General features: G+C 49.2%; 22 protein-coding genes. 10 read left to right on the top strand and 12 right to left on the bottom strand.

Annotated elements, in window-relative coordinates:
- The first annotated feature begins 205 nt into the window (after positions 1-205).
- The 3 genes from KKG35_09820 to KKG35_09810 are packed head-to-tail and all read left to right on the top strand — an operon-like array spanning position 206 to position 2,287.
- Positions 206-811: a hypothetical protein gene (locus tag KKG35_09820; protein MBU1738425.1), complete on the top strand. Its 606-nt coding sequence runs from the start codon at positions 206-208 to the stop codon at positions 809-811.
- 14 nt (positions 812-825) lie between these two features.
- Positions 826-1,371: a tetratricopeptide repeat protein gene (locus tag KKG35_09815; GenBank protein ID MBU1738424.1), complete on the top strand. Its 546-nt coding sequence runs from the start codon at positions 826-828 to the stop codon at positions 1,369-1,371.
- A 13-nt stretch (positions 1,372-1,384) separates the two neighbouring features.
- Positions 1,385-2,287 carry a phosphate/phosphite/phosphonate ABC transporter substrate-binding protein gene (locus tag KKG35_09810; GenBank protein ID MBU1738423.1) on the top strand — a complete coding sequence of 301 codons (903 nt, stop codon included), beginning with the start codon at positions 1,385-1,387 and terminating at the stop codon, positions 2,285-2,287.
- Positions 2,288-2,431: 144 nt separating this feature from the next.
- On the opposite strand, the gene KKG35_09805 is transcribed toward KKG35_09810, so the two are convergent.
- The 3 genes from KKG35_09805 to KKG35_09795 all read right to left on the bottom strand — a co-directional run bounded on the left by KKG35_09805 (position 2,432) and on the right by KKG35_09795 (position 5,841).
- Positions 2,432-2,869 carry a helix-hairpin-helix domain-containing protein gene (locus tag KKG35_09805; protein ID MBU1738422.1) on the bottom strand — a complete coding sequence of 146 codons (438 nt, stop codon included), beginning with the start codon at positions 2,867-2,869 and terminating at the stop codon, positions 2,432-2,434.
- 140 nt (positions 2,870-3,009) lie between these two features.
- Positions 3,010-4,596, bottom strand: coding sequence for a citramalate synthase (cimA, locus tag KKG35_09800; protein ID MBU1738421.1), 1,587 nt, complete (start codon positions 4,594-4,596; stop codon positions 3,010-3,012).
- 9 nt (positions 4,597-4,605) lie between these two features.
- Positions 4,606-5,841, bottom strand: coding sequence for an aspartate kinase (locus tag KKG35_09795; protein ID MBU1738420.1), 1,236 nt, complete (start codon positions 5,839-5,841; stop codon positions 4,606-4,608).
- A gap of 1,201 nt (positions 5,842-7,042) precedes the next feature.
- Here KKG35_09795 and KKG35_09790 point away from each other — a divergent pair.
- The gene (locus KKG35_09790) at positions 7,043-8,107 is read left to right on the top strand and encodes a M23 family metallopeptidase (protein MBU1738419.1); all 1,065 of its coding nucleotides are present in this window, start codon (positions 7,043-7,045) and stop codon (positions 8,105-8,107) included.
- A gap of 6 nt (positions 8,108-8,113) precedes the next feature.
- Complete coding sequence (locus tag KKG35_09785; GenBank protein MBU1738418.1) at positions 8,114-8,581, top strand: tRNA (cytidine(34)-2'-O)-methyltransferase; 468 nt, start codon at positions 8,114-8,116, stop codon at positions 8,579-8,581.
- Between the two features lie 77 nt (positions 8,582-8,658).
- Here the strand turns inward: KKG35_09785 and KKG35_09780 are convergent, their stop codons facing one another.
- The 9 genes from KKG35_09780 to KKG35_09740 form a co-directional block, all read right to left on the bottom strand.
- Positions 8,659-10,725 carry an OmpA family protein gene (locus KKG35_09780; GenBank protein MBU1738417.1) on the bottom strand — a complete coding sequence of 689 codons (2,067 nt, stop codon included), beginning with the start codon at positions 10,723-10,725 and terminating at the stop codon, positions 8,659-8,661.
- A gap of 385 nt (positions 10,726-11,110) precedes the next feature.
- On the bottom strand, positions 11,111-12,424 hold the full coding sequence (locus KKG35_09775) for an AmpG family muropeptide MFS transporter (GenBank protein ID MBU1738416.1): 1,314 nt from the start codon (positions 12,422-12,424) through the stop codon (positions 11,111-11,113).
- Between the two features lie 39 nt (positions 12,425-12,463).
- Positions 12,464-13,054, bottom strand: a complete 591-nt coding sequence (locus KKG35_09770) for a hypothetical protein (GenBank protein ID MBU1738415.1) — start codon at positions 13,052-13,054, stop codon at positions 12,464-12,466.
- A gap of 102 nt (positions 13,055-13,156) precedes the next feature.
- Positions 13,157-14,806, bottom strand: coding sequence for a cell division protein FtsZ (gene ftsZ, locus KKG35_09765; protein MBU1738414.1), 1,650 nt, complete (start codon positions 14,804-14,806; stop codon positions 13,157-13,159).
- Positions 14,806-16,056, bottom strand: coding sequence for a cell division protein FtsA (ftsA, locus tag KKG35_09760; GenBank protein ID MBU1738413.1), 1,251 nt, complete (start codon positions 16,054-16,056; stop codon positions 14,806-14,808). The genes ftsZ and ftsA overlap by 1 nt, the downstream gene beginning before the upstream one ends.
- A 3-nt stretch (positions 16,057-16,059) precedes the next feature.
- A complete protein-coding gene (locus KKG35_09755) occupies positions 16,060-16,527 on the bottom strand; it encodes a hypothetical protein (GenBank protein ID MBU1738412.1) in 468 nt (155 codons plus the stop codon).
- 761 nt (positions 16,528-17,288) lie between these two features.
- Positions 17,289-17,516: a hypothetical protein gene (locus tag KKG35_09750; GenBank protein MBU1738411.1), complete on the bottom strand. Its 228-nt coding sequence runs from the start codon at positions 17,514-17,516 to the stop codon at positions 17,289-17,291.
- 315 nt (positions 17,517-17,831) lie between these two features.
- A complete protein-coding gene (locus KKG35_09745; protein MBU1738410.1) occupies positions 17,832-18,041 on the bottom strand; it encodes a dodecin family protein in 210 nt (69 codons plus the stop codon).
- A 308-nt stretch (positions 18,042-18,349) separates the two neighbouring features.
- Positions 18,350-18,532: an SAP domain-containing protein gene (locus KKG35_09740; protein ID MBU1738409.1), complete on the bottom strand. Its 183-nt coding sequence runs from the start codon at positions 18,530-18,532 to the stop codon at positions 18,350-18,352.
- A 373-nt stretch (positions 18,533-18,905) separates the two neighbouring features.
- On the opposite strand from KKG35_09740, the gene KKG35_09735 reads away from it, so the two are divergent.
- The 5 genes from KKG35_09735 to KKG35_09715 all read left to right on the top strand — a co-directional run.
- A complete protein-coding gene (locus tag KKG35_09735) occupies positions 18,906-20,348 on the top strand; it encodes a HAMP domain-containing histidine kinase (GenBank protein ID MBU1738408.1) in 1,443 nt (480 codons plus the stop codon).
- 59 nt (positions 20,349-20,407) lie between these two features.
- Entirely contained in the window at positions 20,408-21,058 is a 651-nt protein-coding gene (locus tag KKG35_09730) for a tetratricopeptide repeat protein (GenBank protein MBU1738407.1), read from the top strand.
- 9 nt (positions 21,059-21,067) lie between these two features.
- Positions 21,068-22,420, top strand: coding sequence for a sigma-54 dependent transcriptional regulator (locus tag KKG35_09725; GenBank protein ID MBU1738406.1), 1,353 nt, complete (start codon positions 21,068-21,070; stop codon positions 22,418-22,420).
- Positions 22,421-22,767: 347 nt separating this feature from the next.
- Complete coding sequence (locus tag KKG35_09720) at positions 22,768-23,931, top strand: hypothetical protein (GenBank protein ID MBU1738405.1); 1,164 nt, start codon at positions 22,768-22,770, stop codon at positions 23,929-23,931.
- 22 nt (positions 23,932-23,953) lie between these two features.
- Positions 23,954-25,393: cytochrome C (locus KKG35_09715; protein ID MBU1738404.1), on the top strand; the 1,440-nt coding region annotated here is incomplete at its 3' end.

Raw genomic sequence — 25,393 nt, 5'->3', positions numbered from 1 at the left:
AAACTTATACCCGAAGGGTGCAAATACGCTTTATACTTGACTCGGAAACTGGTAAATTACCCGTTTCCTAAATCGACCGGATATCCGGCCCGACAGTTAAAATGCTTCCGTGTGACTGTGTGATATGGAAGAAACAGCAACAATCTCCCCGTGACCTGCTGCGAGGAATGCGTTCACTGTTCATGTACAAAAAAGAGGTAACAAAATGCTTCACGGATTTATCAGAACGATTATCGCGACCATTCTCCTGACTGTTGTTTTTTCCGGTGCCAGCCAGGCCTGTGTGGGCCGAATTCTTTACATCGGTGCGCTGGAAAACAATGCCGACAAAGTGATGGCGGAAATGCTTGTCACTCTCATCAATGAAAGGACCGGGACCAACGTAAAGGTCCGGTACTTCGACAATCTTGACGGGCTCTACAAGGCGCTAAAAGCCCACGATGAAAATGAGAGAGTCGATATCATCGTTGAGGATACCGCTGACGCGATGAAGATCATGAACCGGGAACGGTTACCGGATCTTGATCAGGAGTATGCCAGCGCCAAGAATCTTTATGAAAAAGAGATGGACATCATCTGGCTGAACCCATTCGGCTTCAGAAATACCAAAAGTGAGAATTCACCGGCGGTAAACGCGCCGATCATCCGGCGGGATGTGCTGACAAATTTCCCTCTCCTGCCAAGAATTCTCAATAAACTGAGCGGCGCGATCAACGACCAGACCTTTGCCGAGATCACCGACAAGGTCAGCTCCGGAGAAAAGCCGAAAAACGTGGCCAAAGACTTTCTCAAAGCCAGAAAGTTCATTTAGGACCCTTCACCTTGATGACCGGGACAACAACAATCCGCAGCGCGGCGATTCTTTTTACCGCTCTTTTTCTATATACGGGAGAAGCCTGCGCCCATGTGGAAAAAGGGCATATGCCTGACAGTGTCGCGGAAGTTGAATACAAGATACTCCTTGAGTTCAAACCTCGTGATTTCGACACCAGAACCAAACTGGCACTGGTCCTGATCCGACAGAGCAAACTGGACGAGGCCGAGCAGGAGCTGCAACGTGCGACAGCCATAGCTCCCGGTGATTCCAGAATCCTCGAAGGATTCACGCTCCTCAAGCTCAAACAGCAGAAAGTGAGTGAAGCCCTTGAATATGCTCAAAAAGCTGTCGCAGCTGCCCCGGATCGTGGAATCCTTTTTCTCCATTACGGCAAGGCCCTCCTTGCAGATGGCCGACCTGAAGAAGCCCTGGCAATGTATCGTACCGGTCTGAAGAAGGTTGGCGGCAACGCAGATGATCACGACCGCCAGCAGCTTGATGAGGCGATAAAATCAATCGAGGCCGGTCAGGACATGCCAGCCGCAAACCAATAGAGAGCACAGGAATATGACCAGAAAAATTTTCACCGTGATCGCGGTGGCCTTCCTTTTGTCATCCTGCACCCCGACCGAAAAATCCGGGGACAAAGATCTGCCCGTCTACAAAATCGGGTACATGATCTGCAACAGCGAAAAGGAAACCCTGGACCGGTTTATCCCATTTTCGAAACATCTCGGCGATCTCCTCGGAGTAAAATTTGAGACCCATGCCATTGATACCATTAATTTCACGCGAGAGGTTGACAAGCTTGATTTCGTCCACACCAATTCCCTGCTCTACATCATCCTGAACCGTTTTCACGGCGTTGAGGTCCTTGCTGCGGAAAAGAAGGGCTCGCTCGGTTTCCGCTCTCAGGGGATTGTCCTGTCCCGCAAGGACAGTGGAGTCAATACTATTGCCGACCTTAAGGGAAAAACCATGATCTTCGGGCCGATGCTTGCGCCGACCGGATTCATGAGCCAGGTTGATCTGATGCAGAAAAACGGCATTGACCCGGAACAGGACCTTGCGTTCTATACAATCCCCGGTGGATCTTTCAAACATGAGAAAGTCATCTACGGAGTGATGTTCGGCAAATTTGACGCGGGCTCGATCCCCCTTGACGATCTTGAGATCATGGCCGAAGATAACCGAATCGACACTGAAGACTTCCAGATCATCGGCCGCAGTGAGCCGATTCCATACTGCAACTTCGGGGTAACCCAGAAGATTGATGAAAAGCTGGCGAAAAGATTCAAGGACGCCGTCCTCTCCATAAAACCGCAAGATACCGTGGAAATTGACGGGCAGGTCATCCGTGTCCTGGAAAGGGCTCTGGTCGACGGTTATGTGGAGATTCGCAATGAAGATTTCGACATTGTCCGGGAGATGGCAAAAAGAACCAACATGCCTCCTTACCAGAAATATTGAGCTGTCACAAAAATCGAGGAGTTTAGGGTTAAAACCGCTTCGGAAACCCTGCGACTTTATTTCCTGAGCCGGAGTTGAAATAGCAGACCGACAGGCTTATCTGCCAGTCCGGAGAAATTCCTCGCTGCGCAGCCGCATTTAATGTCACCGGCAGATCACCGTTGCATCCTGCAGGAACTTCAGTTTTGTCGACCCGACTCCCCTGACTTCAAGAAGATCCGCATAAGAGTTGAAACCACCGACCCATTCGCGCCTGGCAACGATCCTTGCCGCGAGTTTGGGTCCGATTCCCCTGATAAAAGAAAGCGTATCCCGATCAGCCTGATTCAGGTCAAAAGGCTCCAGCCCGAGAATCGCCGCCCGAGGACTGATGCAGGGAGATGAGGCGACTTCGCGGGCAGCAAAATCCACTGCATAGAACATCCTGTCCAATTGGCCATTAGAAAGGCGTATGGGAGTAAAATCGGCAAAGACAGACTTGTTATTGCTTACCAGCGCTGCATCCCCGGCACCGGGGATTTTAACAACCACAATCAACAGAGCCGACAGAACCAGAATTAGAAAGCGGCATCGATCATTCACGCTCTTACACCCTTCGGGTATAAGTTTCGTATGAGCAGACGAGCTGCTCAACTCAGCTTTATCCATCTCGACACCATAAAAAAAAACCGGCCTCTGGCCGGTTTTTTATGCTTTCATTCTCAGCCATTATGCAATGGAGGTTACGAAACCTGATCCTTCATCAACTTATAGGTGATGCTGTCGACCAGAGCCTGCCAACTGGCTTCGATGATATCATGGGAAACACCAACCGTCCCCCATTGAGACACGGAATCACTGGACTCGATAAGCACCCGCACCCTGGCGCCGGTTCCATGATCACTGGCCAGCACCCGGACCTTGTAATCGGTAAGCATCACGTCCGAAAGAGACGGATAAAAGCTTCTTAATGCCTTCCTGAGCGCATTATCCAGTGCATTGACCGGCCCCTCACCCAGAGCAGCGGCGTGGACCATTTCACCTTTCACCTCGATCCGGATGGTGGCCTCATCCTGGGGAAGGGTGTTGATATCACGTTTTGAACAGATGACCCGAAATCCATGCAGATCAAAGTAGTTTTTGCAGGTACCGAGCGCTTTGCGCATCAGAATTTCAAAAGAAGCTTCAGCGCCCTCGTACTGATATCCCTGGCGCTCAAGATCCTTGAGCTGGCTCAGGATCGCGGTCACCCGCGGATCATTGGTTTCGAGATCAATCCCGAATTTGGCCGCCTTATGGAGAACATTGCTGCGCCCTGACTGATCGGAAATCAGAATCCGCCTGATGTTTCCGACTTTTTCGGGTTCAATATGCTCATAGGTCATCGGGTTTTTCTTGACTGCACTGACATGAATCCCGCCCTTGTGGGCAAATGCCGCACGGCCGACATAGGGCTGGTATTTATTATGGGGCAGATTGGCAAGCTCAGTGACAAATCTCGAAGTTTCCGTAAGCTCCCTTAAATTTTCCGCAGCCTTGAAGCTGCAACCCATTTTCAGGGCGAGGGCCGGTATAATCGAGGTAAGATTGGCGTTGCCGCATCTCTCCCCGACTCCGTTTATGGTACCCTGCACATGTGTTGCCCCGAGAGATACCGCCATCAGAGAGTTGGCCACCGCCGATTCGCCGTCGTTATGGGAATGAATGCCGAGTTCAACTTTACGCCCGGACGCGCTGAAATGCTCCCTGACCTCGGTAATGATCCTGCTGATCTCCATGGGCAAAGTCCCTCCGTTGGTATCACAGAGAACGATGCAGTCGGCACCTGCCCCAACCGCGCGGTCGATTGTGGCGAGAGCGTACTCTTTGTCTCCCTTGAATCCGTCAAAAAAGTGCTCCGCATCATAAAAGAGATGCTTGACCTTCGGACGCAGGTACTGCAGGGAATCGGAAATGATGGTCAGATTGTCTTCCAGCTTGATCTGCAGAGCATCAAAGACATGAATATCCCAGGTTTTGCCGAAAATCGTGATCCCGGGTGTCCCTGCCTCCAGGAGGGCCTGGAGATTCGGGTCCTGCTCCGGGCGATTCTTGAAATTCCTGGTGCTGCCGAAAGCAGTGAGTCTGGTGTGTTTCAGAGGATGGTTCTTGATCTGCTGGAAATATTCAGTGGTGACGGGGTTTGCTCCCGGCCAGCCGCCCTCGACAAAATCCAGTCCCAGCTGGTCAAGCTTCAGGGTAATCCTGATCTTGTCATCAGTCGAAAGGTTGAAGTTCTCAGCCTGGGTGCCATCCCGCAGGGTGGTATCGTAAATTACCAGTTTATCCATAAAAAGAGACTACTCCTGGACCGGCTGATTTGCCTTGTCAAGCTCGAATGCGTCATGGAGTGCGCGAACCGCGAGTTCAGTATACTTCTCCTCAATCACGCAGGAGATTTTTATTTCCGAGGTGCTGATCATCAGGATATTGACCCCTTCACGGGACAAGACATGAAACATTGTGGTTGCGATACCGGAATGGTTGCGCATCCCGACTCCGACTACGGAGATTTTCGCGATATCCCTGGAACCGGTCACCTTCTCGGCATGGATGTCACCGGCGACACTTTCAACAATCTTCATGGCCCGGTCATAATCGGTCCGGGGGCAGGTGAAGGTCATATCGGTAAGTTCCCCGGCCCGGGTATTCTGGATGATCATATCCACAATAATCCCGGCATCGGAAATGGGAGTGAAGAGTCGGGAAGCGATTCCCGGCGTATCAGGAACCCTTGAAACAGTTATCCTTGCTTCATTCTTGCTGTATGTAACACCGGAAACCAACATCGACTCCATTTTATGATCCTCCTCAACAACCCACGTTCCTTCGGTTTCAGTAAATGTTGACCGGACATGAACCGGCACCTTGAATTTCTTAGCAAGTCCCACAGACCTGATATCGAGAACCTTTGCTCCCAGACTTGCAAGTTCAAGCATCTCTTCATAGCTGATCCGGTCTATCTTTCTGGCCGTACTGCAGACATTTGGGTCGGCGGTATAGACCCCTTCCACATCGGTAAAGATCTCGCATTGATCTGCTTTGAGTGCCGCAGCCAGAGCGACTGCCGTGGTGTCGGAACCGCCACGGCCCAGAGTCGTGATATCATCGTTTTCCGTTACCCCCTGGAACCCGGCAACCACAACAATCTTACCGGAATCAAGGTGTTTCCGAATGAGATCGGAATTGATATTTTTTATTCTGGCCTTGGTATGCATCTTATCAGTAAGAATACCGGCCTGGTCTCCAAGGAGAGAAATGGCTTCATGCCCTTCATTTTTAATCGCCATGGCAAAAAGGGCAACGGTCACCTGCTCACCACTCGAAAGCAGAACATCCATCTCACGGGGATCCGGGATTTTCTGCATCTGGGAGGCAAGATCAACAAAGCGGTTTGTCTCTCCGGCCATTGCCGAGAGAACAACGACCATCTGATTGCCGGCAGACGCCACTTCAAGAACTCTTTTTGCCACATTCCTGATTTTCTCGGGGTTCGCAACCGAAGTGCCGCCAAATTTCTGAACTATCAAAGCCATTTTGATTTCCGTGAAGTATTGTATCAATTGAAGCTCCCCGCGGCAGATAGCGTAGACCTCGAGCCACGGGAATCTCCGTATGGAAGGTTACTTACATCAGATTCGCTCACTCACCCCGCAGCAGATAGCGAACAGCATGAGACTCCGGTAAGTGGAGCTTGCGACACTCCGAGTCTCCTTGCAGTCGCTTCCATGAGCTGCGGGAAATGCGTTTTGTTATGCATGTTCAAGAATATCCGGTAATCACCTGTTGCCCTGAACTTCCTGAACAGCAAACACAAAAGGGTTTTTTTACCAACTTATTGTGAAAATAACTAGATTATTTTCATCAAAATTATTCCATTCCGCATACTTTACCGGACATTCATCCAAGCTCTCTGCTCCCTGCTTTCAGCAAAAAAAACGGATCATGCCGAGAAGCACTCAAATTACAGCAATTCTAAACATATTCTGTTTTTATACACTATGAACTTCTGCATTATCTGTAAATTACAAAAGAGATAATCTTTCAAGATTCAATTTCATCAATTAGAGCACAACATATTGATTTTGCTTGGATAACCAGGCAAAATATATTAATAAACAAACATAATCATGCCGTGATTAGCAGCGTGTCTGGAAAAAAATGATTTACATATACTTTTTTTGCTATAATGATGTTTCGCGCATGATTGATAACTCCACCCGCAGTCAGCGACTATCACATCAAAGACAACCAATGCGAATGAGGATTAAAGCTCCCCGCGACAGATAGCGAACAGCGTTAGACTTCGGTAAGGGGAGCTTGCGACACTCCGAGTCTCCTTGCCGTCGCTTACCTCGAGCTGCTGGAAATACGTTTCTTTATGCATGTTCACGTTTCATTTTCAAGGTTTTGAGATGTTTCATTTTTTCAGACAGAACAGAGAACCCGGTATAAATGCAGGCACTGAAAGCGTTTCTTAAATCAAATCACTTTTTCACCCTTTTGGTTTTCACCTGCCTTGGGATGATGCTATTTTCCGGAATTATCGATTTTCCGAAAGATCAGACTCTCCGCTCTGCCAAGGCTTCAATTTCAACAAAACAACCCCCCCCTCTCATTTTCTCTGAAGCAGATGATTTCACAGGTTTCATTGAAGAAGGCTACAGTGAAATCCGAGGGAAAATTACCAAAGGCGACACCCTTGCCAAGTCATTTTCACGCAATAATGTTCCGCATTTGATCAGAAATCAGATCATCAGGGCCCTGGAATCAAAAATCAGTTTTAACTCCCTGATGCCCGGAGACGAGTATTGCATCATTCTCAATCCCGCCGGTCAAATGGTGCGATGCATATACGAGCGCAATCCCCTTGAGAGTTACACCATCAAACCTTCCGGGAATGGATACACTGCTGAAAAAAATGAAATTCTTATTGAAAGCAGAACGATTAAAATCTCCGGCATTGTCGACACCTCGCTTTTCACCGCTTTTCCTTCCGATATCAAAAATCCACGTCTCGTCTTTTCGTTTGCGGACATCTTTGCGTCCAAGATTGATTTCAACACCGAAACCCGCTCTGGAGACAAATTCAGCCTCATAGTCGAGGAGTACTACAAATTCGATGAATTTATCGGCTACGGGCCAATTCAGGCTGCTCTCTACGAAAGGGCCGACGGTCAGGTTTTCAAGGGATTTCTATACGACAACGGGACTCGAAAATCCTATTTTGACCCTGAAGGAAATGAACTTGGCGCGTCTTTCATCAAATCACCGGTTCAGATCGGCAGGATAACATCACAATTTTCTAACCGCCGATTACACCCTATCCTCGGAGTTATTAAAAAACATCTGGGAGTTGACCTTGCTGCTCCGAAGGGAACCCCGGTCATGGCTTCCGCCGACGGCAAGGTTGAATTTATAGGTACCAATGGAGGTTTCGGAAAGCAGATTGTTCTTTCCCATGGTGGCAACTACCGTACTCATTATGGCCATCTATCCAATTTCAGAGCCGGCTTGAAGGTCGGAAGCAGAGTCAGACAGAAACAGATCATCGGATATGTCGGTTCGACCGGGCTCGCGACAGGTCCACATCTCGATTATCGATTACAACATCAAGGGGTCTATAAAAATCCTTTCGCCGTTAAATTCAGACCAAGGTCAATCCTGCAGGGTGATGAATTTACCCTGCACAGTGAAAACGTCGCTTCATTAACCGAAGCCCTTTACACAGAGAATGCGGTCCCCCTGCTTCATGTTGAAACCATGCTGTTGAACAGCGATCAGGTTTTGTCCCTCCTCTGATAGACGATCTTGCTTGCCGAACCTTTCAATATTGTCCTCGTTGAGCCGGAAATCCCGCAGAACACAGGAAGTATCGCCAGGTTATGCGGGGCTACGGACTCTATTCTCCACCTTGTGCACCCCCTCGGCTTCAAAACAGATGATCGCCACCTGAAAAGAGCAGGGCTCGATTACTGGCAGTACGTCAATATTATTCACTGGGATTCTCTTGATCTTTTTTTTGCCAAGTGTGACCTGAATAAGCTCCATTTTCTCAGCAAAAAAGTTTCCACACCTTATACACAGCACACCTTTTCACCAGGAGATTACCTGGTATTCGGCAAAGAAACCAAAGGATTGCCGGAAGACATTCTCGCTGCCTTTACTGACAGAACCTGCACGATTCCCATGAGCAACAAAAACATTCGGAGCATTAACCTCGCTATGTCCTGTGGAATAGTCCTGTACGAAGCCCTGCGCCAGAATTCCGGTTAAAAATATCCGTAACGCAAAAAAAAAGGAGGGCCATAAAGGCCCTCCTGATCCTGACACCGTTTCAAAGTGAAAACTGCTCAGTAGACTAGCTTCACTTCGACCCGCCTGTTCTGCTGACGCCCGTCATCCGTATCATTGGTAGTGGCAGGACTTGATTCTCCCATTCCAAAAATACTCAGTCGATCAGCTGCAATATTATTTCCGACCAGATAACCGGCAACTGCCCTGGCTCTTCTTTCGGAAAGTTTCAGATTGAAATTATCACTACCAACGTTATCAGTATGCCCATAGATCTCAAGCTTCACCATCTGGTTGTCATTCAGGAATCTCACCCAGCGATCCAGCTCCATATTTGATTCCTGATGCAGGTCTGCCTTGTTGAACTCGAAGAAGATGTTGTTCATCCTGATTGGAACAGGAACGAATTCACCAACCGGTTGATCCGACAATTCCGGCATTTCCACTGCTTCGGCCGGTTCAGGCTCGGCAACTACCGGTTTGGGCACCGGATAAAGAACAATGTCCAGGATGTACTCTTTATAGACGAAATCATCTTTCAGGTTATAGTTTTCGGATTCACCGATATATCCGTCCTTTTCAGCGTAATAACCATAATGACCACCGGAAGGCAGATGGATGACATATTCACCGTTCAAGGGATCACTGCTGGCATAACCAATCTCTTCCTGCGTTTCAAGGTTGCTCCAGCGGATATCAGCCTCAAGACCATCACCGTCAGGATCAGTAACTGTACCAGAAACTGTAATCACAGATGTGGGCTGAACTTTCACCGGCATCCCGATTGCGTAAATATCGCTTCCGCCAAGCCCATCATTGCGGCCACTGATTGCGAAATACGCCAGATCCCCTGGTGTTGAAACCTGATATCCCCAGTCATTGCCGGTAGTGTTGATTTCCTTGCCAAGATTGACCGGGGCACTCCATTCTGTCCAGGAGTGGTCATTCAACCTTGTGGATTTGAATACATCAAGACCACCGATACCCGGATGACCGTCGGAACTGAAATAGAGAGTCTTGCCATCAGGGTGAAGAAATGGCGAATACTCACTGTATGGGGTATTGATCGTCGGGCCAAGATTTACTATCTCAGAAGTCCCGTCATGATTCATAACCTGGACGTAGATATCAGTGTTCCCGCTGTAACCGCCGTGGTAAAAGCTGTTCTTTTTATGAAATTCACCGATTCCGCCCGGGCGTTCTGAAATGAAGAGCATCGCTTTGCCATCTGCGGTGTACATGGCATTGCTTTCAAAATGTTCAGTGTTGACAGGGGCCGGATACTGCTCAACTTCCGACCAGCCATCTGCGGTTTTCTGAATAAAATAGATATCGCCACGTCCCATTGCACCGGGATAATTCCCGTAGATGGCAAGCCGGTTACCATCCGATGAAACTCCCAGAGGGACTTCATGTCCCTTGGTGGATAACGGGGCCCCGAAACGGCCGGCCATGCCCCAACGGCCATCAGAGGTACGAGTGGCAACATAAATCTCTTCTCCACCATTACAAACCCCGCAATCTCTGGCAAAATAGAGTTTTTTCCCGTCGGAAGAAAGGACCGGGCTGTATTCACCTTCTGCAGAGTTTACCCCTAAACCAAGGTTTGACACACGAACACCATCTTCCGGTGCTTCGAGAATTGTAATAATATCATTGATGTCTCTGGAATTCCCCGGAAACAACTCACGATATTTTTTGAAAACGCCAGCGGCCGCCTCCCAGTTTTTGTTATCAATATCACCCTTGGCAATTCTTTGCAGGGCTACAAAAGCCTGGGGCGCCGGGGCATATTTTGCAATGTACTGATCAAGTTCAGCAACGGAAACGGCATCTTTCAGTTCAGCATCAATTGGCTCAAGAACCTCCATCGGCGCACCGGCAACAACCTCCCCTCTTTCAGGAGTTATCCTGATCAACTGGCCACCTTTCTTGATATATCGGGTAACGGTACTTTCGCTGTTGTCTTTATAGCTTCTGGACCCGGAATCACCATGATCAAGATAAGTGGTTACTGAACGATCCACATGCCTGACATACTCGCCACCGGAGCAACCGGCAATGGACAACAGCAAAGCACAGACAGGATATATGATCCAAACAGCTGATTCTGTTTTACTAACCATGTTCCCCTCACTGGACATTTTTTTAATTCGATCAAATACTGTCATCAACAATTTGCATATGTTAAAAAAAACACCAATCACAGATTATAATAGGATCAACATAACAGTGTTACACATGCAAGTAAAGCCTAACCTACGATAAATATTAAGTTTTTTCCATTTTATATATATTTTATTTCACAGGTCAATCCAGGAATTCAATTCTTCTCCTCCGATAATGCCAAATTCCCATTTCGCAGATAACTATCCGTAATGATTTGTATTTATTTAAATCATACTTCTTGGCAATCCAAAATCAACTTCACTTCATTGAATAGTACTGTTTTTCTATTGTTGAAGTACCTACTGCAATAATTTCATTCTGCATATTTCCAAAATACATCAATCAATACACCTGCCGCTGTTCATTCCATGGAGCCACCCATTTGAGTAATATCATTCCCGGGACGGCACAAATTGTACAAAAAATAAAAAATCCTGTATAGCCGAGCCCATCCCATGCCCCGAGCAGGGAGTAATAGATTCCATCATCCTTTCCGACACCTTCAATCAGAAAGCCTGTCGATGCGTTAGCAAATGTTCGCGGCAAAGCAATAAGACTCGAAAACAGCGCAAACTGAGTCGCCGTAAAATTCATGCTGGTCGTTCTTGACATGAAAGCAACCAGAGCGGCCGTCCCGAGACCGACCCCCAGATATTCAAAACCGATCACAAAGCCAAGGATCGTCACATTGGCTCCGCTTTCAGATAGAACCGCAAACCCCAGAATAGATACCATCTGAACCACCCCGAAAAGCCAGAGACTTCTGTTAATCCCGGTTTTATAGATGACCACGCCACCTATAAACGAACCGATGATCATGGCCCAGAAGTTTATCAGCTTGACCATGGTCCCGATGACCGTCATGGAAAAGCCCATGTCGAGATAGAACGGTGTTGAAAGTGCCGTCGCCATATTATCACCGATCTTGTACAGAAAAAGAAATGCGAGAATCAAAACCCCCTGACCTGCGCCACCTTCCCTGCCAAAAAACTCACTGAATGGTTTGACGACCGCCTCACACAATGACCGGGGAGGTGAAACAGATACTGCTATTTCCTTTATAAGCAGGGTTTTGATGATCCCGATGACCATGAATGAACCAATGACCATGAACACCTGTTCCCATAAAAGATGATCAGCCAGAATCAGCCCAAGACCGCCTGGAATAAACACAGCGGCCCGATACCCATTGACATACATTGAATTCCCGAGTCCGAGTTCATTGTCGGGAAGAAGTTCGCGTCGATAAGCATCAAGAACTATATCCTGGCTCGCTGAAAAAAATGCGACGATGAAGGCGAGCATGGCGATGAACAGGATTTTCTGTTGCGGATCAGCAAAGCCGATGGTGGTCATGGTCAGGAGCAAGGCAATCTGGGTGATCAGCATCCAGCCACGTCTTCTCCCCAGAAAGGGCGGAACAAAACGATCCATCAATGGTGACCAGATGAACTTCCAGGTATACGGGATTCCAACCAGTGAAAACAGACCGATGGTTTTTAAATCCACCTGCTCACTTCGCAACCATGCAGGGATCAGATGATAAACAAAAAAAAGCGGCATTCCTGCTGAAATGCCGTTAAAAACACAGATCAACATCCTTCTGCTGAATACTGTCCGTATCAGGCTTCTGCGCTCGCCCCCATCTCCAGGCATTGATTCCCCATTTACTTAATAACGAAAGACTTGATGAAATTAAACGGATTGACACTCTTCGCGATGTGTTCCCGGGAATGCCTTTTGCTTTGCATGTTCACATATCGGTGAAGGAATATCGACAAGTTTCAAAAATTTTGCGATAGCGCTTTTAATTCTCGATGCCTGTCGCGGCGAATCCATACCGGCTATAATGACCATGTCCCTTCCACCATGAGTAAGGGCATGGATCGAATAACCCACCTTTTTTCGCATGCTCGGTACGCCCATGTTGTTTCTGACATAGAGATAAGAAATTTCAGTTGCGGGGATCTTGCTGGTTCCTGGAAAAGGTATCGGCCATTGTTCGATTTCCAGCAACTCATGATCAAGCCGGATTCTGCTGCTGTTCAGCCATGACCCGACCAACATATAGGCAAGCAGAGACGCAGAAATCACATAGACGGTAATCAACACAAAGGTGTTTTCATTCATTACACTGAATGAAAAAAGGAGTCTGATCGAGATATACGCATAACAGCCGCCGGCAATAGCGACGGAGACGGCCTTCAGATCAAACCACTTTCGGTTGATGATCAACCCGTTTTCTGATTCCCTGACAACATGTTTTCCGGAGTATTTTCTATTCATTATCCCGGCCGATTTTTGGCCTGAAAGATCTGTGGGGGGTAAGGCCTGGCTGCGGGCCGGTGCTATCGGGAGAATGACCCGCAGCCAGGAAGGAGACTTGTATCAGGAGCAGGCAGCCTGGAACCTCTGGTCAAGCAGGGAGACCTGCCGGTCATCATTTTCTTTCAGAACCCTGCTCCGCCAGTTTTCTTTTTCCCGCTTGCCAAACTCTACAATTTTTGTTTCTTCCGGAGCGGGGCAGCATAACTCCCGCCGCAAACCGGCGGGAGTTCTCCACACATCCTTGATAATCAGAGGTGACATGCCGTATTCATCTTCACCATTGAAAAGGTCCTTTTTTTCATATCCTTTATACTGCTCACGGGTCACCGGTTTCTGATCTGAAAAATCACTGTCCTCATGGCCGAACTTATGACCAGGACGCTCCCTCAAGTCATTCTTGATGAATGCGAAGCCCCCTTCAGCATCTTCCTTTTGAGCTAACATATCATCCGCCGAAGTGATTGCCCGGTGATGACTTATAGAACTCTCCACAACATTCCGATCAAATGCCGGAACATCTCTCTTTCGTTGATCCCGCGATATTTCCTGAAAGGGTTTTCTGTCAGCAGCTCTTCCGAAAGATCCCGCATTTTGTTGCAGAACAGGTTTCACTTCAGATTTTGTAACTTTTGTGCTGATCTGCACCGGCATCTTTACTTTTTCTTTCAAGTCACCTAATCCGTTGGCGATAACCGTCACACACAGACTGTCGCCAAGTGAATTGTCGGCAACGACCCCCATGAATATTTCACGATCATTGTTGCCGGCTTTTTCCTCAATTATTTTTACAGCCGCCAAAGCCTCCTGCAGCCCCATATTTTCACTGCCCGCAACATTGACCAGAAGGTTTACCGACCCATCGATGTCCGATTTGGCAAGGAGCGGATTATCAAGTGCGTTCATGGCTGCCCGACTGGCCCGGTCTTCACCTCGGGCCTCACCGACACCGATCAGGATATCCCCACAGATTTCTGTCCCCGGCCTTCTGACCACATTGATCAGGTCTGCAAGATCGAGATTTATATACCCATGGAGGTTGATCATTCTGGAAACCGACTTTATCCCATCGACCAGAACACCATCCGCCTTTTTGAAGGCATTGATAATCGAGATATCCTCATTATTCATTACCAACGCCAGCTTTTCATTTTCTATCACCATTAAAGAATCGACCGTTCTGCGGATGGCTGCAAGTCCCGATCTGGCCTTCTCCATTCTTCGCACCCCCTCATAATTCATCGGGGTTGTTACGACAGCAATGGTCATTATTCCCATTTCCCGGCAGATTCTGCCGATCACCGGCGCCGCTCCGGTGCCGGTTCCACCACCCATTCCGGCCGCAATAAAGACAAGTTCAGCACCACTCAGGATATTCTTCAGGGACTCAACATCATCCTCTGCCGACAATCGACCGATCTCACTGTCCCCTCCCGCTCCCCTGCCACAGGTTCTTTTTTTCCCGATCTGGACGGCCTGGCTGCCCCGGCACTTGCTCAAAGCCTGCATATCCGTGTTCACTGAATAGATTTCCAGCCCCTCGACACTTTCCACGGCCAGATTCTCCATGGCATTCTGGCCCATGCCGCCTATTCCCATGGCAACAATCCTGATTCTCGCCTCATTTTCCGATACCGAAAACAACGATTCAGGTCTTGCCGGCATCACTACCTGCTCAACTCTCTCTTCAACACTGTCGATTTCTGTAAACATCACATCACCGTATGGATCTTCTTCAAGACCCTGTTGAACATTCTCGACACAGGATTATCCTTAACCTCTTCCCGACGGTTCAGCCTCTGCTCCATATCAAAAAGCGCGAGCCCCAGGGCCGTTGCATGTTCGGCTCCCGGAGCAGTCCCTTCAAGGGTGTCCACCCCGATGAGTTCATCGGCAATCACCGGGAACGGGAGCATCTTGATCGCAAGCCCTCTGAGCCCTGCAAGCTTTGACCCTCCACCGGTCAACACACCACAAACCGGCATGATATTCGCTGCGCTCCCCAGACCCAAGGCGAACATCGATTCCTCAAGTATTTCTTCGGCCCTGGGCTGCATAACCACCCGACCCAGATCCTTCCGGCGGACAGATTTCCATAGCGATCCATCCGAAGTTGGGCGGGCAATCTGAAACTCACCCTGGTCACAATTTTCTGTTTCGCAATTCCCATATCTGAATTTAATATTTTCAGCCTCATCACGATTCACTTCCAGATGAACGATGGTATCAGCTGTGAAATCCTCTCCGCCGAGCATCAGGGTCGAGGTTGAGAGCAGCCTTCCATCCTTGAACAGCGCCACATCCGTATGACGGCCGCCAATATCAAACATGCAGGCACCCTGATCCATTTCATCTTCGCTCAACACCGCTCGTGAAGTTGCAAGCGGCCGGTAACAGAACTTTCTGATTCTGTATCCGCCAGTCTCTGCCGCCTTCATCACCGACCGCAGGAATGATTGCTTTGCCGCGACAATCATCACATCAACATCTATCCTGGTGCCGCTCAAGCCAACCGGATCCTTCACCTTCTGGCCGTCAACATAATACACCAGGGGAAGGACGTGAATTGATTGCAGTGCCGAAGGCAGAGGAATGGTCCCGGCATTTTCCAGGGCCTTTTTCAGGTCCTGCCGGTTCACCAGCACCCCCTTGTGACCATCTCCGGCCTGATGCAGCGGGATCCCGCCCCTGCCCTGCATTATTCTCACATGCTCACCACCCACCGAGGCCACCAGGGAACCGGAATTCATCTCAGCCATCTCTTCAGCCGCGCCGACACACCTGCCGATCATCGCTCCCAACTCCATGACATCAGTGATTGTATCATCACTATATCCTACGGTCGGACAGCAACCATGCCCCAGAAGCTCAACCTGACCATGCCCGTCGACCCCGGCAATAACTGCCGTGGTGTTTGTCGAGCCAATATCAAGCGAGGTAATGATAATGTGTCTGGTCAACATAGCTTACCGTCCGTCGAAACCGTTAATAAACCGGGAAAGTTCCTGGGTGGAGTCCGTCTCGCCCCGATACCTGTCGGCCGGCCACAATTCAAGCTCCTCGCCCGAACCGACAACCAGCATTTTCTGCCGGGGCTCGTCGTTTTCAAAGGGCAGGAATCGGCGAAGAGTCTGGTTGAGCACTATTCTGTACTGGGTGTCCAGCTTGGCCTTCACACTGTTATTACACAACAATCGGATAAACTGCCGTTTCTGGGAACCGCTGAGATCCTCGGAACTCATGATCGTCTGCTGATATTTCTCCCACACCACCGAGGGCCTGACGATAATGAAACCATTCTCGTGGGGAGTGAAATAAAAGTCACCGTCAAGGATTTCCGGACTATTGTCCTTCCTGAACCCAGCAGGCATCACCATTCTGGACTTCTCGTCCAGAACCGCGCTGTGCGTGCCGATGAATAAGCAACTGCTCAATAGAAAACCTCCACAGAAACTTAAGGAATTTCATCCACTATGAAACCCTTTCAAACCACTATGAGCCCATAATAGTGATTGGCAATGGGAATTGCAACAAAAAAAACAAGCGCCGCATAATTTATTTTTTCCTAGAAAAGCAGCAAGTTACATAGACATCAGACACAAAAGTTTCGTTGGATTCTCGCAATGGGCAACAGTATTATTTTAAGCCGGCCCACCAGTACGACCCACCTTCTGATCCAGTTCGCTCAATTACCAGATCTTGATATCACTGAAATACATCGGGGAAGCAAATCAACGGGTTGGGGAAATCACTGGAAATTGAAACTCCTCGCGGCAATAAGCGACAGCGAGGAACTTTGAGTTACGGCGGGATCCTTACGGCACCTGCACTCACCTCATGTCCTGCTTGGGTAATCGTGTCAAATATTGAATGGTGGTTTGGACGACATCTCTGCGTGCATATTCACTGCCCCAGACATCAAAGCCAAGCTGCCCCCTTCGACAAGAACGGCATTTATCTCTCAAACAGCTCCCGGTCATTCTGGTGTGAGCAGATCCTACTATCGAAGGATTAAGGCTGGTCCGCGCGATCCCTTACTAACGGAGAGAGCTAACTAATCAGCACACAAGCGGTGTTCAACTAATCGCTTTGCATGCTCAATGCTGCAGGGATTTTTGCGGACATAAAGAGGCATCATTTCGTTTGGCAGACTGGAGAGAAGGGAATTTCGAAAAAATCGGGGATCATCCCCGAACTATATCTTACCCGGCGCCATTTCCGACTGAACGACTTTGGAGCGGCTCGGAAACCTGATTTCGGCCCCATCCTGAGATGCCACCTTCCGGCGATAGGTGAAATAAAGACAATTGGCGCAGAACTCTTCCTTTTCTTTTACCGAAACCTGCCTGCCGGTATTGTTCCGGCAATGATTGAAAGTGTCGGCGACCTCCCAGCAGTTTCTAGTCTCTTTCTCGCTGAACATGGGACATCCCGTACGGGTACATCTGAAGAACTCATGACATTTCTGTTCCATAACTCCCCCCGAAGCATGAATATCATATGGATCATTTTCTTTTACCGCATATATAATATATTTTTTTAACAAACGACTGCATTTTTCTCCCTGGACCCAACTCCAGGGGACAGGCATTCGACACCCATCCATGCTGCGACCAGGAATTTGAGACCGGTACTGATTCCCACGACCGGAGAAAACCCCTGTCAGACCAAACGACAAGGCTCCCTCAGCAGGAATGACCCACATCTCGAATCACAAACTGGGTTTCGTAAGGCACGTTCAAACATGATATTTGAACGAAATGCTGACCTTGGTCCGGTAGGTCGCGACCATCTCCCCTTCAATGGTCATATCGAGTTCCTTTACTGTGGCAACCCGCATATCACTGTGGCTCTTCCGGGCCTGGATTATCGCATTTTTGGCTGCATCTTCCCATGACACCTTGCTTGTTCCGACAAACTCCACCATCTGGTATACACTGCCAGGCATGAGCATTCCCTCCACTAAGCTGTTTGAAATTTTGTTGTCAAATCAGGTTCGATATGCAAATTCCTCCGCATCTTAGCATCATCCCGAAATGAAAACCAGCAACATGTCGCAATAAACGGCTGAACCTGAACAACAACACTCTCCTCAGCCAGGAACAGGTCAAGTTCACTCTCTGCCGCCGCCCGTTTCAATGAGAAAAGGACTTACGGATTACGCAAGTCCTTTTCTGAAGACTGCCAACAGAAACAAAACCGCAACAGGATATTATACAAAACCCGCAGCCTGGATTTTATTCCGGTTCCTGACCATCAATGCGTGATACACTCACTTCTGAAACAGCATTCCATCTGGGAACAGCTCTTGTTTCCCGAGCCATAGCAGGCATCATAGCCCTCTTTCATCTGAATGGTTTTGATCAGGTCTGTTTTTTTCATCTTTCCGGGGTTGACTCCCAGAACTTTTGCCTTCTCCTTGACATCCTTCATGTTCATGACGTTCATCTCCTTCAAATAGTAATGTTCAGACATCCCTCAAGACAGTATGAAAAATAAAGGAACCCCAAGTCAAAGTATTTTATTACGGATAAAGTACCCAGGAATGACCACAAGGCAAGGATTTGCGAAAGCAATTGCTCATTCTTCCACCTCCCGGCGTCTCCAAAATTATCTGCATCCACCGGAGTTGGTTCCGACAGGAAAGAATCGCTCACAGTCATCGGCACCTGGCTTGTTACAGCATACCCTTCTCCGCATTTTGATCCTGTTGGCAAAACGTCTCGCTCCTTGCCATCTGCAGAATGGAGGTTATATTTAAGAACAATTCCGATGAAATTTTCTGGTGATCGCAATTGACCGGTACAAATCCATGAGATTCTCGATCTTTACTCGACTGGCAACAAGCTACCTGCTTCTCTTCAGCATGTTCGCCGGGGTGAGCCTTTTTTTCATCAGTCATCTCAACCGGTTTAACCAACTCATGGAATCAATCATCCATGATGACACCGTGATCATGGAAATCTCCGACAAACTCTCGGACCTCCTGCTGGCCGAAAGCCGTTACGATCGCAAATTCGTGGTATTAAAGGATGTCAAATTATACGAAAACTATCTGCAGGCGAAAACAGACTTCACCACCCTGCTCAAAAAGGCCCAGGTAGAAACATTTTCCATCACAAGCAAAGAATCACTGAACGAGATCGAATTAAAACACACAATCTTCAGTCAACTGATCGAGACGGAAAAGTCCCTAATCCTCTCCGCTGAACCCTATCCGACTGAATATTATGAGGATGAAAAGAAAAAAACCGCCAATGCACTGATCAGCAGACTCGCTCAAATCAGAAACGAAAGCGAGTCCGGTGTTTTTCGTAAAATCAATAATCTGCGCGAAGAAAGTATCAATGTCAGCACGATTGCAGTTATAATTACGACAATCTCTCTGCTGACCGGGCTACTGATCGCGGTGATCATTACCAGAAGCATCATCACTCCTCTGAACATTATGAAGGCAAAAACCAAAGAGATCTCCATGGGGAATTTTGCCGGGGATCTTCATATCACTTCCCCGCCGGCAATTCACGAGCTGGCGGTCTCAATCAACGACATGTGTCATAAGCTGCAGGCGATCGACACAATCAAGTCGGATTTCTTTTCCCACATGTCTCATGAACTCAGGACACCGCTCACTTCCATTCAGCAGGGGACACATCTTCTTATTGAAGGTCATGGCGCAAAATCGCCGGAACGGCAACAGAAAATCCTTGGCATCATCGCCCATGAAAGCGAACGCCTGATCCAGATGGTCAACGCTCTCCTTGACCTTGCAAAAATGGAAGCCGGAATGCTGGATTACAATTATACAGCGACCGACATGGCGGCTCTGGTCAAGGAATCCCTGTCGACGCTGATGCCTCTCGCAGAGGCAAAATCAATCACCATTTCCAACACGGTCAGCAATCTTCCCCGGCTGAATGTAGATCAGGAAAGGATAAAACAGGTTTTTCGCAACCTGATCGGCAATGCCCTGAAGTTTACGCCGCAACACGGAGAGATCAAGATCGGCGCCGAGGTTGCTGATGAATATGTACAATTTTCCGTCACCGATACCGGGCCTGGCATTCCCGCCGCTGAACTTGAACGGATCTTCATAAAGTTCCAGCAGGTCATTCCAGCCACCGGAGAAAGTATCAAGGGAACCGGCCTGGGGCTGGCTACCGTCAGGCAAATAATTCTTGCGCATGGAGGAAAAGCGTGGGCTACCAGTCAGGAAGGATCAGGGAGCACTTTTTATATTTCGTTACCGGCATAGTCATCTGCGTCGGTTTGCAGTCATGTATTCCGGCAAAGAAGGTCCGGATAGCAGACACCATGAGCCCCCAAAGGCAACTGGCACACCATAGATATGCGCTGGAAATGGGTTTCTTTGAAACCGTGATCCTCCAGGGAAACAGGATCCTCAAAGAGAGCGAGACAAAATCACCGGCGGATGTAGCCTTGTATGCATTGGGAGAAACCTATGCCCATCACGCATTCAAGGGAAAGGATTACGGGTTGTCCAAATACTATTTCGAGAAACTTGTCCGGAATTTCCCTGATTCTCCTCTGACCTGGGAGGCCAAAACCTATCTCAGTCTTTATGAACATTTCGAGGTACTGAAAAGTGAACCGAAGCCCATTGCAGATGAAGGGCCGAATCCCTTCTCCTGGACCACGGCGACACCTGATGAACAGCGTTTTGAAAAGGCGATAGCTCGCAATATCGACATTCTTGAGCAATCTACCGAAGATTCCCCGACAGCAGCGGCCCTGTACAATCTTGGTCTCGTCTATGCCCATATAGACAACCCGGCAAAAGATTTTGTAAAGTCCCGAGGTTATTTTGAGGAATTGATCCGGAAATTCCCTGAAACCTCCCTGGCGGAAGAGGCCAGGGTGTGGACCGGTCTTTTCCTGATCATCGAGAAAATGCAGCAGATTGACATGGATATCGAACAGCAGAAGAAGCAGTTGAACAGGTAAGTAAAGTACATGGAGCAACAAAAGATACTTGTCGTTGACGATGACCGCAACCTGCTGGAACTGATACAGATCCGGCTTGAGGCCTCCGACTACGCTGTCACCCCAGCCTCGAATGAGGATCTGGCCAGGGAACTGATCCTGGAGAACAGATTCTCCGCCGCGGTGATAGATCTGCAGCTGGTCAATCAGGACGGAATCACCCTGATGGAGGAAATCCACCGGAAACAACCCGACCTGCCGGTGATCATTCTGACGGCACACGGCAGCATTGAAAGTGCGGTCGATGCGATGTCCCGGGGGGCCTTCACGTATCTCACCAAACCTTTTGATTCCCGGGAGTTGCTGCTCCAACTCAAAAGAGCTACTGCACAGAATCAGCTGAATGATGAGATCCACAGGCTGCGGGAGTTTATCGGAGAGAAATACGACTTCAGCAATATCATTGCGAGAAGTGAATCGATGCAGCATGTTCTGGAGCTGGTCATCCGGATCGCCGCGACCGATTCCAATGTCGCGATCTACGGCGCCAGCGGCACCGGCAAGGAACTGATCGCCAAAGCCCTCCATCTTTCCAGCCCTCGCAAAGACCAACCCTTTATGGCTATCAACTGCGCCGCTATCCCGGAGTCATTACTTGAAAGCGAGCTTTTCGGGCATGCAAAAGGTGCCTTCACCGGCGCCGTAAAAAAGAGCCTCGGCCTCTTTGCCCGTGCGGATCACGGCACCCTTTTTCTTGATGAAATCGGCGACATGCCTCTCTCACTCCAGGCCAAACTTTTGCGAGTTCTGCAGGAACGGACGATCCAGCCTCTCGGCAGTGAAGAAACCGTGCCTGTTGATGTCAGGGTTATTGTTGCCACCAACAAAAACCTCAAGGAAGAGGTTGAAAAAGGTCGGTTCCGCGAAGATCTCTTTTACCGGATACATGTGATCCCCATTGAGCTCCCCTCTTTAAAAGAAAGAAAAGAGGACATCCCGCTTCTGGCCGGATTTTTCATCAATAAATTTTCACAACGGATGGCAAAAACCGGCCTTTCCCTCACCCCGGCGGCAATGCAGAAACTTATGCTGCATGATTGGCCCGGTAATGTCAGAGAACTGGAAAACACTATAGAATATGCAATGACCATGGCCGACACCGAAAAAATCGGGGAAGAATTCATCCTGCCCGCAGAGAGTGATGGAAATGCTCTGACTCCATTTCAGGACGCTCGCAACAAATTCGAAAAGGAGTATCTCGTGGACCTTCTGAAAACCACCCGCGGCAATGTGAGCAAAGCCGCAACACTTGCCGGAAAATACCGGGCAGACCTGTACAATCTCATGAAAAAACATGGGGTTACCACGGACGAATATAAATGATACCCTGGTGTAGCAAAATCCATACACAACCTGTATCTTCCTGAATCTCCGTCAGAAACCAGCCATCACCTCCCATCCCCCCCACTGCAATGTGTAGTAAAATCCAGTCACTTTTTTCTCCAGCTGCACCCTCATCCCCACCCAGCACAATCAATACAGTCGATAAATCGGCAAGATAGGCAGATTCGCCACTTTATGGCATGACCCTTGCTTTATGAGTGAACAGAAAGTCGGATCCGCGCATCCGACCTGCTGCCCCTCAGCAGAAGTACACTGTCCCGGGGAATCGGGTTTAGCCAAGGCCTGATCTCCGGGACAAATTTTATCCACATTCCGGACATTGAATAATGATCACGATCCCACTGTCTATCACGGAGAAGTCGAGAACCACGGGAAAAGCGGGTGTTGATGCGGAGGGTCAATCAGCTGATTTCCAGGGGAATCTGGCCCTTGATCTTCATAAAACTGCTGCGCATACCAATGCCCGCACAGTAATCCCCACAGCAGTAAGCACCGCAAAACCCCGCAGCGAAGATCCCGCCACCCCTGCCGCCAATGTCGTCGCCTCCATCCTGGCGCCGACCAGAAAGATCAGGATATCGGAAGAGACCGATCCTTATTTTGCAGGAGAAGGGCGGAAGAAGGTTGATTATACCTTTATGCAGGCGGCACCCATTTTAAGGTATTCGCTTCTCACCTTCTTCTGCTGCGTGGTGGTTGTTCTCGGTTTCGGGTGGTTTCTGAAGGACGAGAACTATTTCACCCCCGAATCCGGGATCGGATACAACCTGGGCATCATCGGCGGCATAATGATGTTGATGCTACTCCTTTATCCTCTCAGGAAAAAATTCCCTTTGCAGAAGATTTTCGGGCCGGTCAAGTTATGGTTTAACCTCCATATAGTATTAGGAACCCTTGGACCTGCATTGATCCTGTTTCATGCCAATTTCTCAGGCGGCTCCCTCAACAGTATTGTGGCCCTGTCGATAACTCTCCTGGTTGCGGCGAGTGGATTTTTCCATATGTTCATCTACACGAAAGTACATTACCGGCTGTATGGCAGAAAAGTGTCATTACAGGAACTGCAGGAAAAAACCGAGGCCAACAGAACCAGCATCAAACATATCTTTGATTACGCACCAAAACTGAAACGCAGGCTGCTGGATTTTGAAGAACATGTGCTTGCCCCCCCGCACAGTGTACTGGAGAGCGTTCTTCGCATCATGACCATCGGCATCAAGAGCCGCCTGAATTATTTCATTCTTACCCGCGGTTTAAAGCGGGGACTCAAAGTGGTGGCCAAGAGAGGGGGCTGGCCGGCAAGCGAGCTGAAATGGCAGCACAAATCCAACAAAAAAATCATCAAGGAACATATGCGGGCCATTCTTGAAATAGTTGAGTTTTCATTCTACGAAAGACTTTCCGGCCAATGGTATCTGTTGCACGGGTCATTGTTTTTCATGCTGATTTTCGTCGGAACCCTGCACGTGGTTGCCGTCCATATGTATTGATTCAACGGAAACCCGGTCGATCATGAAATTAAAAGGATTGGATAGAGAGGCAGGCACATTTACCGGGATCATACCACCGGCGGCGGTTATTCTTTCACTGCTTTTCACGATTGCCTGGAATACTTCCGTGGCAAGTGCTGCGGGCCAGTCCGACTTTGAATTTGACCACCTTCTCCTGTCAGGATATGAACTTTCCGGGGCGCACGGCAGAATTAAATGTGAACAATGCCATGTCCGCGGCATTTTCCTGGGAACCCCCAAACGGTGCAACCAGTGTCACAGCCAGGGCAGCGAGGTTTCCGCGTCCACCAAAACGGCAAATCATATCCCGACCACTACCGAATGCGGCGAATGTCATTCGGACTTAAGCTGGAATGGCACCATCCGATTCAGTCACGCGACTGAAGCATCCGGCAGCTGTGTAAAATGCCATGACGGAGTAAAAATTCCCGGCAAGGACGGCGCCCACATCCCCTCCGGCAACAATTGCGAAGATTGTCACGGGGTCAACAACTGGATTGCGGTGCGCTTTGATCACGCCACCACCGGCAGCGGCTGTGCTGACTGCCACAATGGGCTAAGGTTTCCCGGCAAACATGGCGGTCATATCCCCTCCGGCAACACCTGCGAAAACTGCCATACTTCAAATGGCTGGATACCGGCAACATGGGACCACTCATCAGCGGCCGCATGCGCCACCTGCCACAACGGCGGGTCAACCGCGGGGAAAACGCCGGGCCATCCCACCACCACCACAAACTGCGAAGCATGTCATGTGACCCGAGCCTGGAAACCGGTTTCACAGGTGGACCACAATGAAGTCAACGGCGTCTGCGCCGGCTGCCATAACGGCCAGACTGCCGTCGGCAAGGGGCAGACCCACATCCGGAGCAGCGATCACTGCGCAGCGTGTCATGTAACCCGCGCCTGGAATTTTCTATCGAGAGTTGATCACAACGAAATCATCGGCGATTGTGCAAGCTGTCACAACAATGTATACGCACCCGGCAAGGGCAGCGCTCATCTCAACAGCAGCAACAACTGCGACAGCTGTCATAACAGTGTCGCCTGGGTACCGGCGGTAACCGTGGACCATCTGGAAATCACCGGCAGGTGTGCGAGCTGCCACAACGGCCAGTCGATCATCGGCAAACCGCAGACCCATCTCCAGACCGCGAGCGAATGCGATCTATGTCATACCACCAGCGGCTGGATCCCGGCCGGAGTCGACCATTCGGTCATCACCGCCCCCTGCGCTTCCTGCCACAACGGAACCTCGGCCCCGGGCAAGAACAATGGCCATATCGCCAGCAGCAACACATGTGACACCTGCCACACCACCACCGGCTGGATCCCGGCCAATACCGACCATCTGGAGGTCAGCGGCGCCTGCGGGTCGTGTCACAACAACACAACCGCCCCGGGCAAGGGCAGCGCTCATCTCAACAGCAGCAACAACTGT

This window comes from Pseudomonadota bacterium (assembly GCA_018823285.1).
In the GTDB taxonomy this organism is placed as follows: domain Bacteria; phylum Desulfobacterota; class Desulfobulbia; order Desulfobulbales; family JAGXFP01; genus JAHJIQ01.
This window is presented reverse-complemented; position numbering and strand designations above follow the sequence as displayed.

Excerpts from the sequence above, each read along its gene's own strand:
- KKG35_09820 (MBU1738425.1), top strand. The coding sequence starts at position 206 with ATGCTTCACGGATTTATCAGAACGATTATCGCGACCATTCTCCTGACT.
- KKG35_09815 (MBU1738424.1), top strand. The coding sequence starts at position 826 with ATGACCGGGACAACAACAATCCGCAGCGCGGCGATTCTTTTTACCGCT.
- KKG35_09810 (MBU1738423.1), top strand. The coding sequence starts at position 1,385 with ATGACCAGAAAAATTTTCACCGTGATCGCGGTGGCCTTCCTTTTGTCA.
- cimA (MBU1738421.1), bottom strand. The coding sequence starts at position 4,596 with ATGGATAAACTGGTAATTTACGATACCACCCTGCGGGATGGCACCCAG.
- KKG35_09795 (MBU1738420.1), bottom strand. The coding sequence starts at position 5,841 with ATGGCTTTGATAGTTCAGAAATTTGGCGGCACTTCGGTTGCGAACCCC.
- KKG35_09780 (MBU1738417.1), bottom strand. The coding sequence starts at position 10,725 with ATGGTTAGTAAAACAGAATCAGCTGTTTGGATCATATATCCTGTCTGT.
- KKG35_09775 (MBU1738416.1), bottom strand. The coding sequence starts at position 12,424 with ATGCCTGGAGATGGGGGCGAGCGCAGAAGCCTGATACGGACAGTATTC.
- KKG35_09770 (MBU1738415.1), bottom strand. The coding sequence starts at position 13,054 with ATGAATAGAAAATACTCCGGAAAACATGTTGTCAGGGAATCAGAAAAC.
- ftsZ (MBU1738414.1), bottom strand. The coding sequence starts at position 14,806 with ATGTTTACAGAAATCGACAGTGTTGAAGAGAGAGTTGAGCAGGTAGTG.
- ftsA (MBU1738413.1), bottom strand. The coding sequence starts at position 16,056 with ATGTTGACCAGACACATTATCATTACCTCGCTTGATATTGGCTCGACA.
- KKG35_09750 (MBU1738411.1), bottom strand. The coding sequence starts at position 17,516 with ATGTTCAGCGAGAAAGAGACTAGAAACTGCTGGGAGGTCGCCGACACT.
- KKG35_09745 (MBU1738410.1), bottom strand. The coding sequence starts at position 18,041 with ATGCCTGGCAGTGTATACCAGATGGTGGAGTTTGTCGGAACAAGCAAG.
- KKG35_09740 (MBU1738409.1), bottom strand. The coding sequence starts at position 18,532 with ATGAACATGAAGGATGTCAAGGAGAAGGCAAAAGTTCTGGGAGTCAAC.
- KKG35_09735 (MBU1738408.1), top strand. The coding sequence starts at position 18,906 with ATGAGATTCTCGATCTTTACTCGACTGGCAACAAGCTACCTGCTTCTC.
- KKG35_09730 (MBU1738407.1), top strand. The coding sequence starts at position 20,408 with ATGAGCCCCCAAAGGCAACTGGCACACCATAGATATGCGCTGGAAATG.
- KKG35_09725 (MBU1738406.1), top strand. The coding sequence starts at position 21,068 with ATGGAGCAACAAAAGATACTTGTCGTTGACGATGACCGCAACCTGCTG.
- KKG35_09720 (MBU1738405.1), top strand. The coding sequence starts at position 22,768 with ATGATCACGATCCCACTGTCTATCACGGAGAAGTCGAGAACCACGGGA.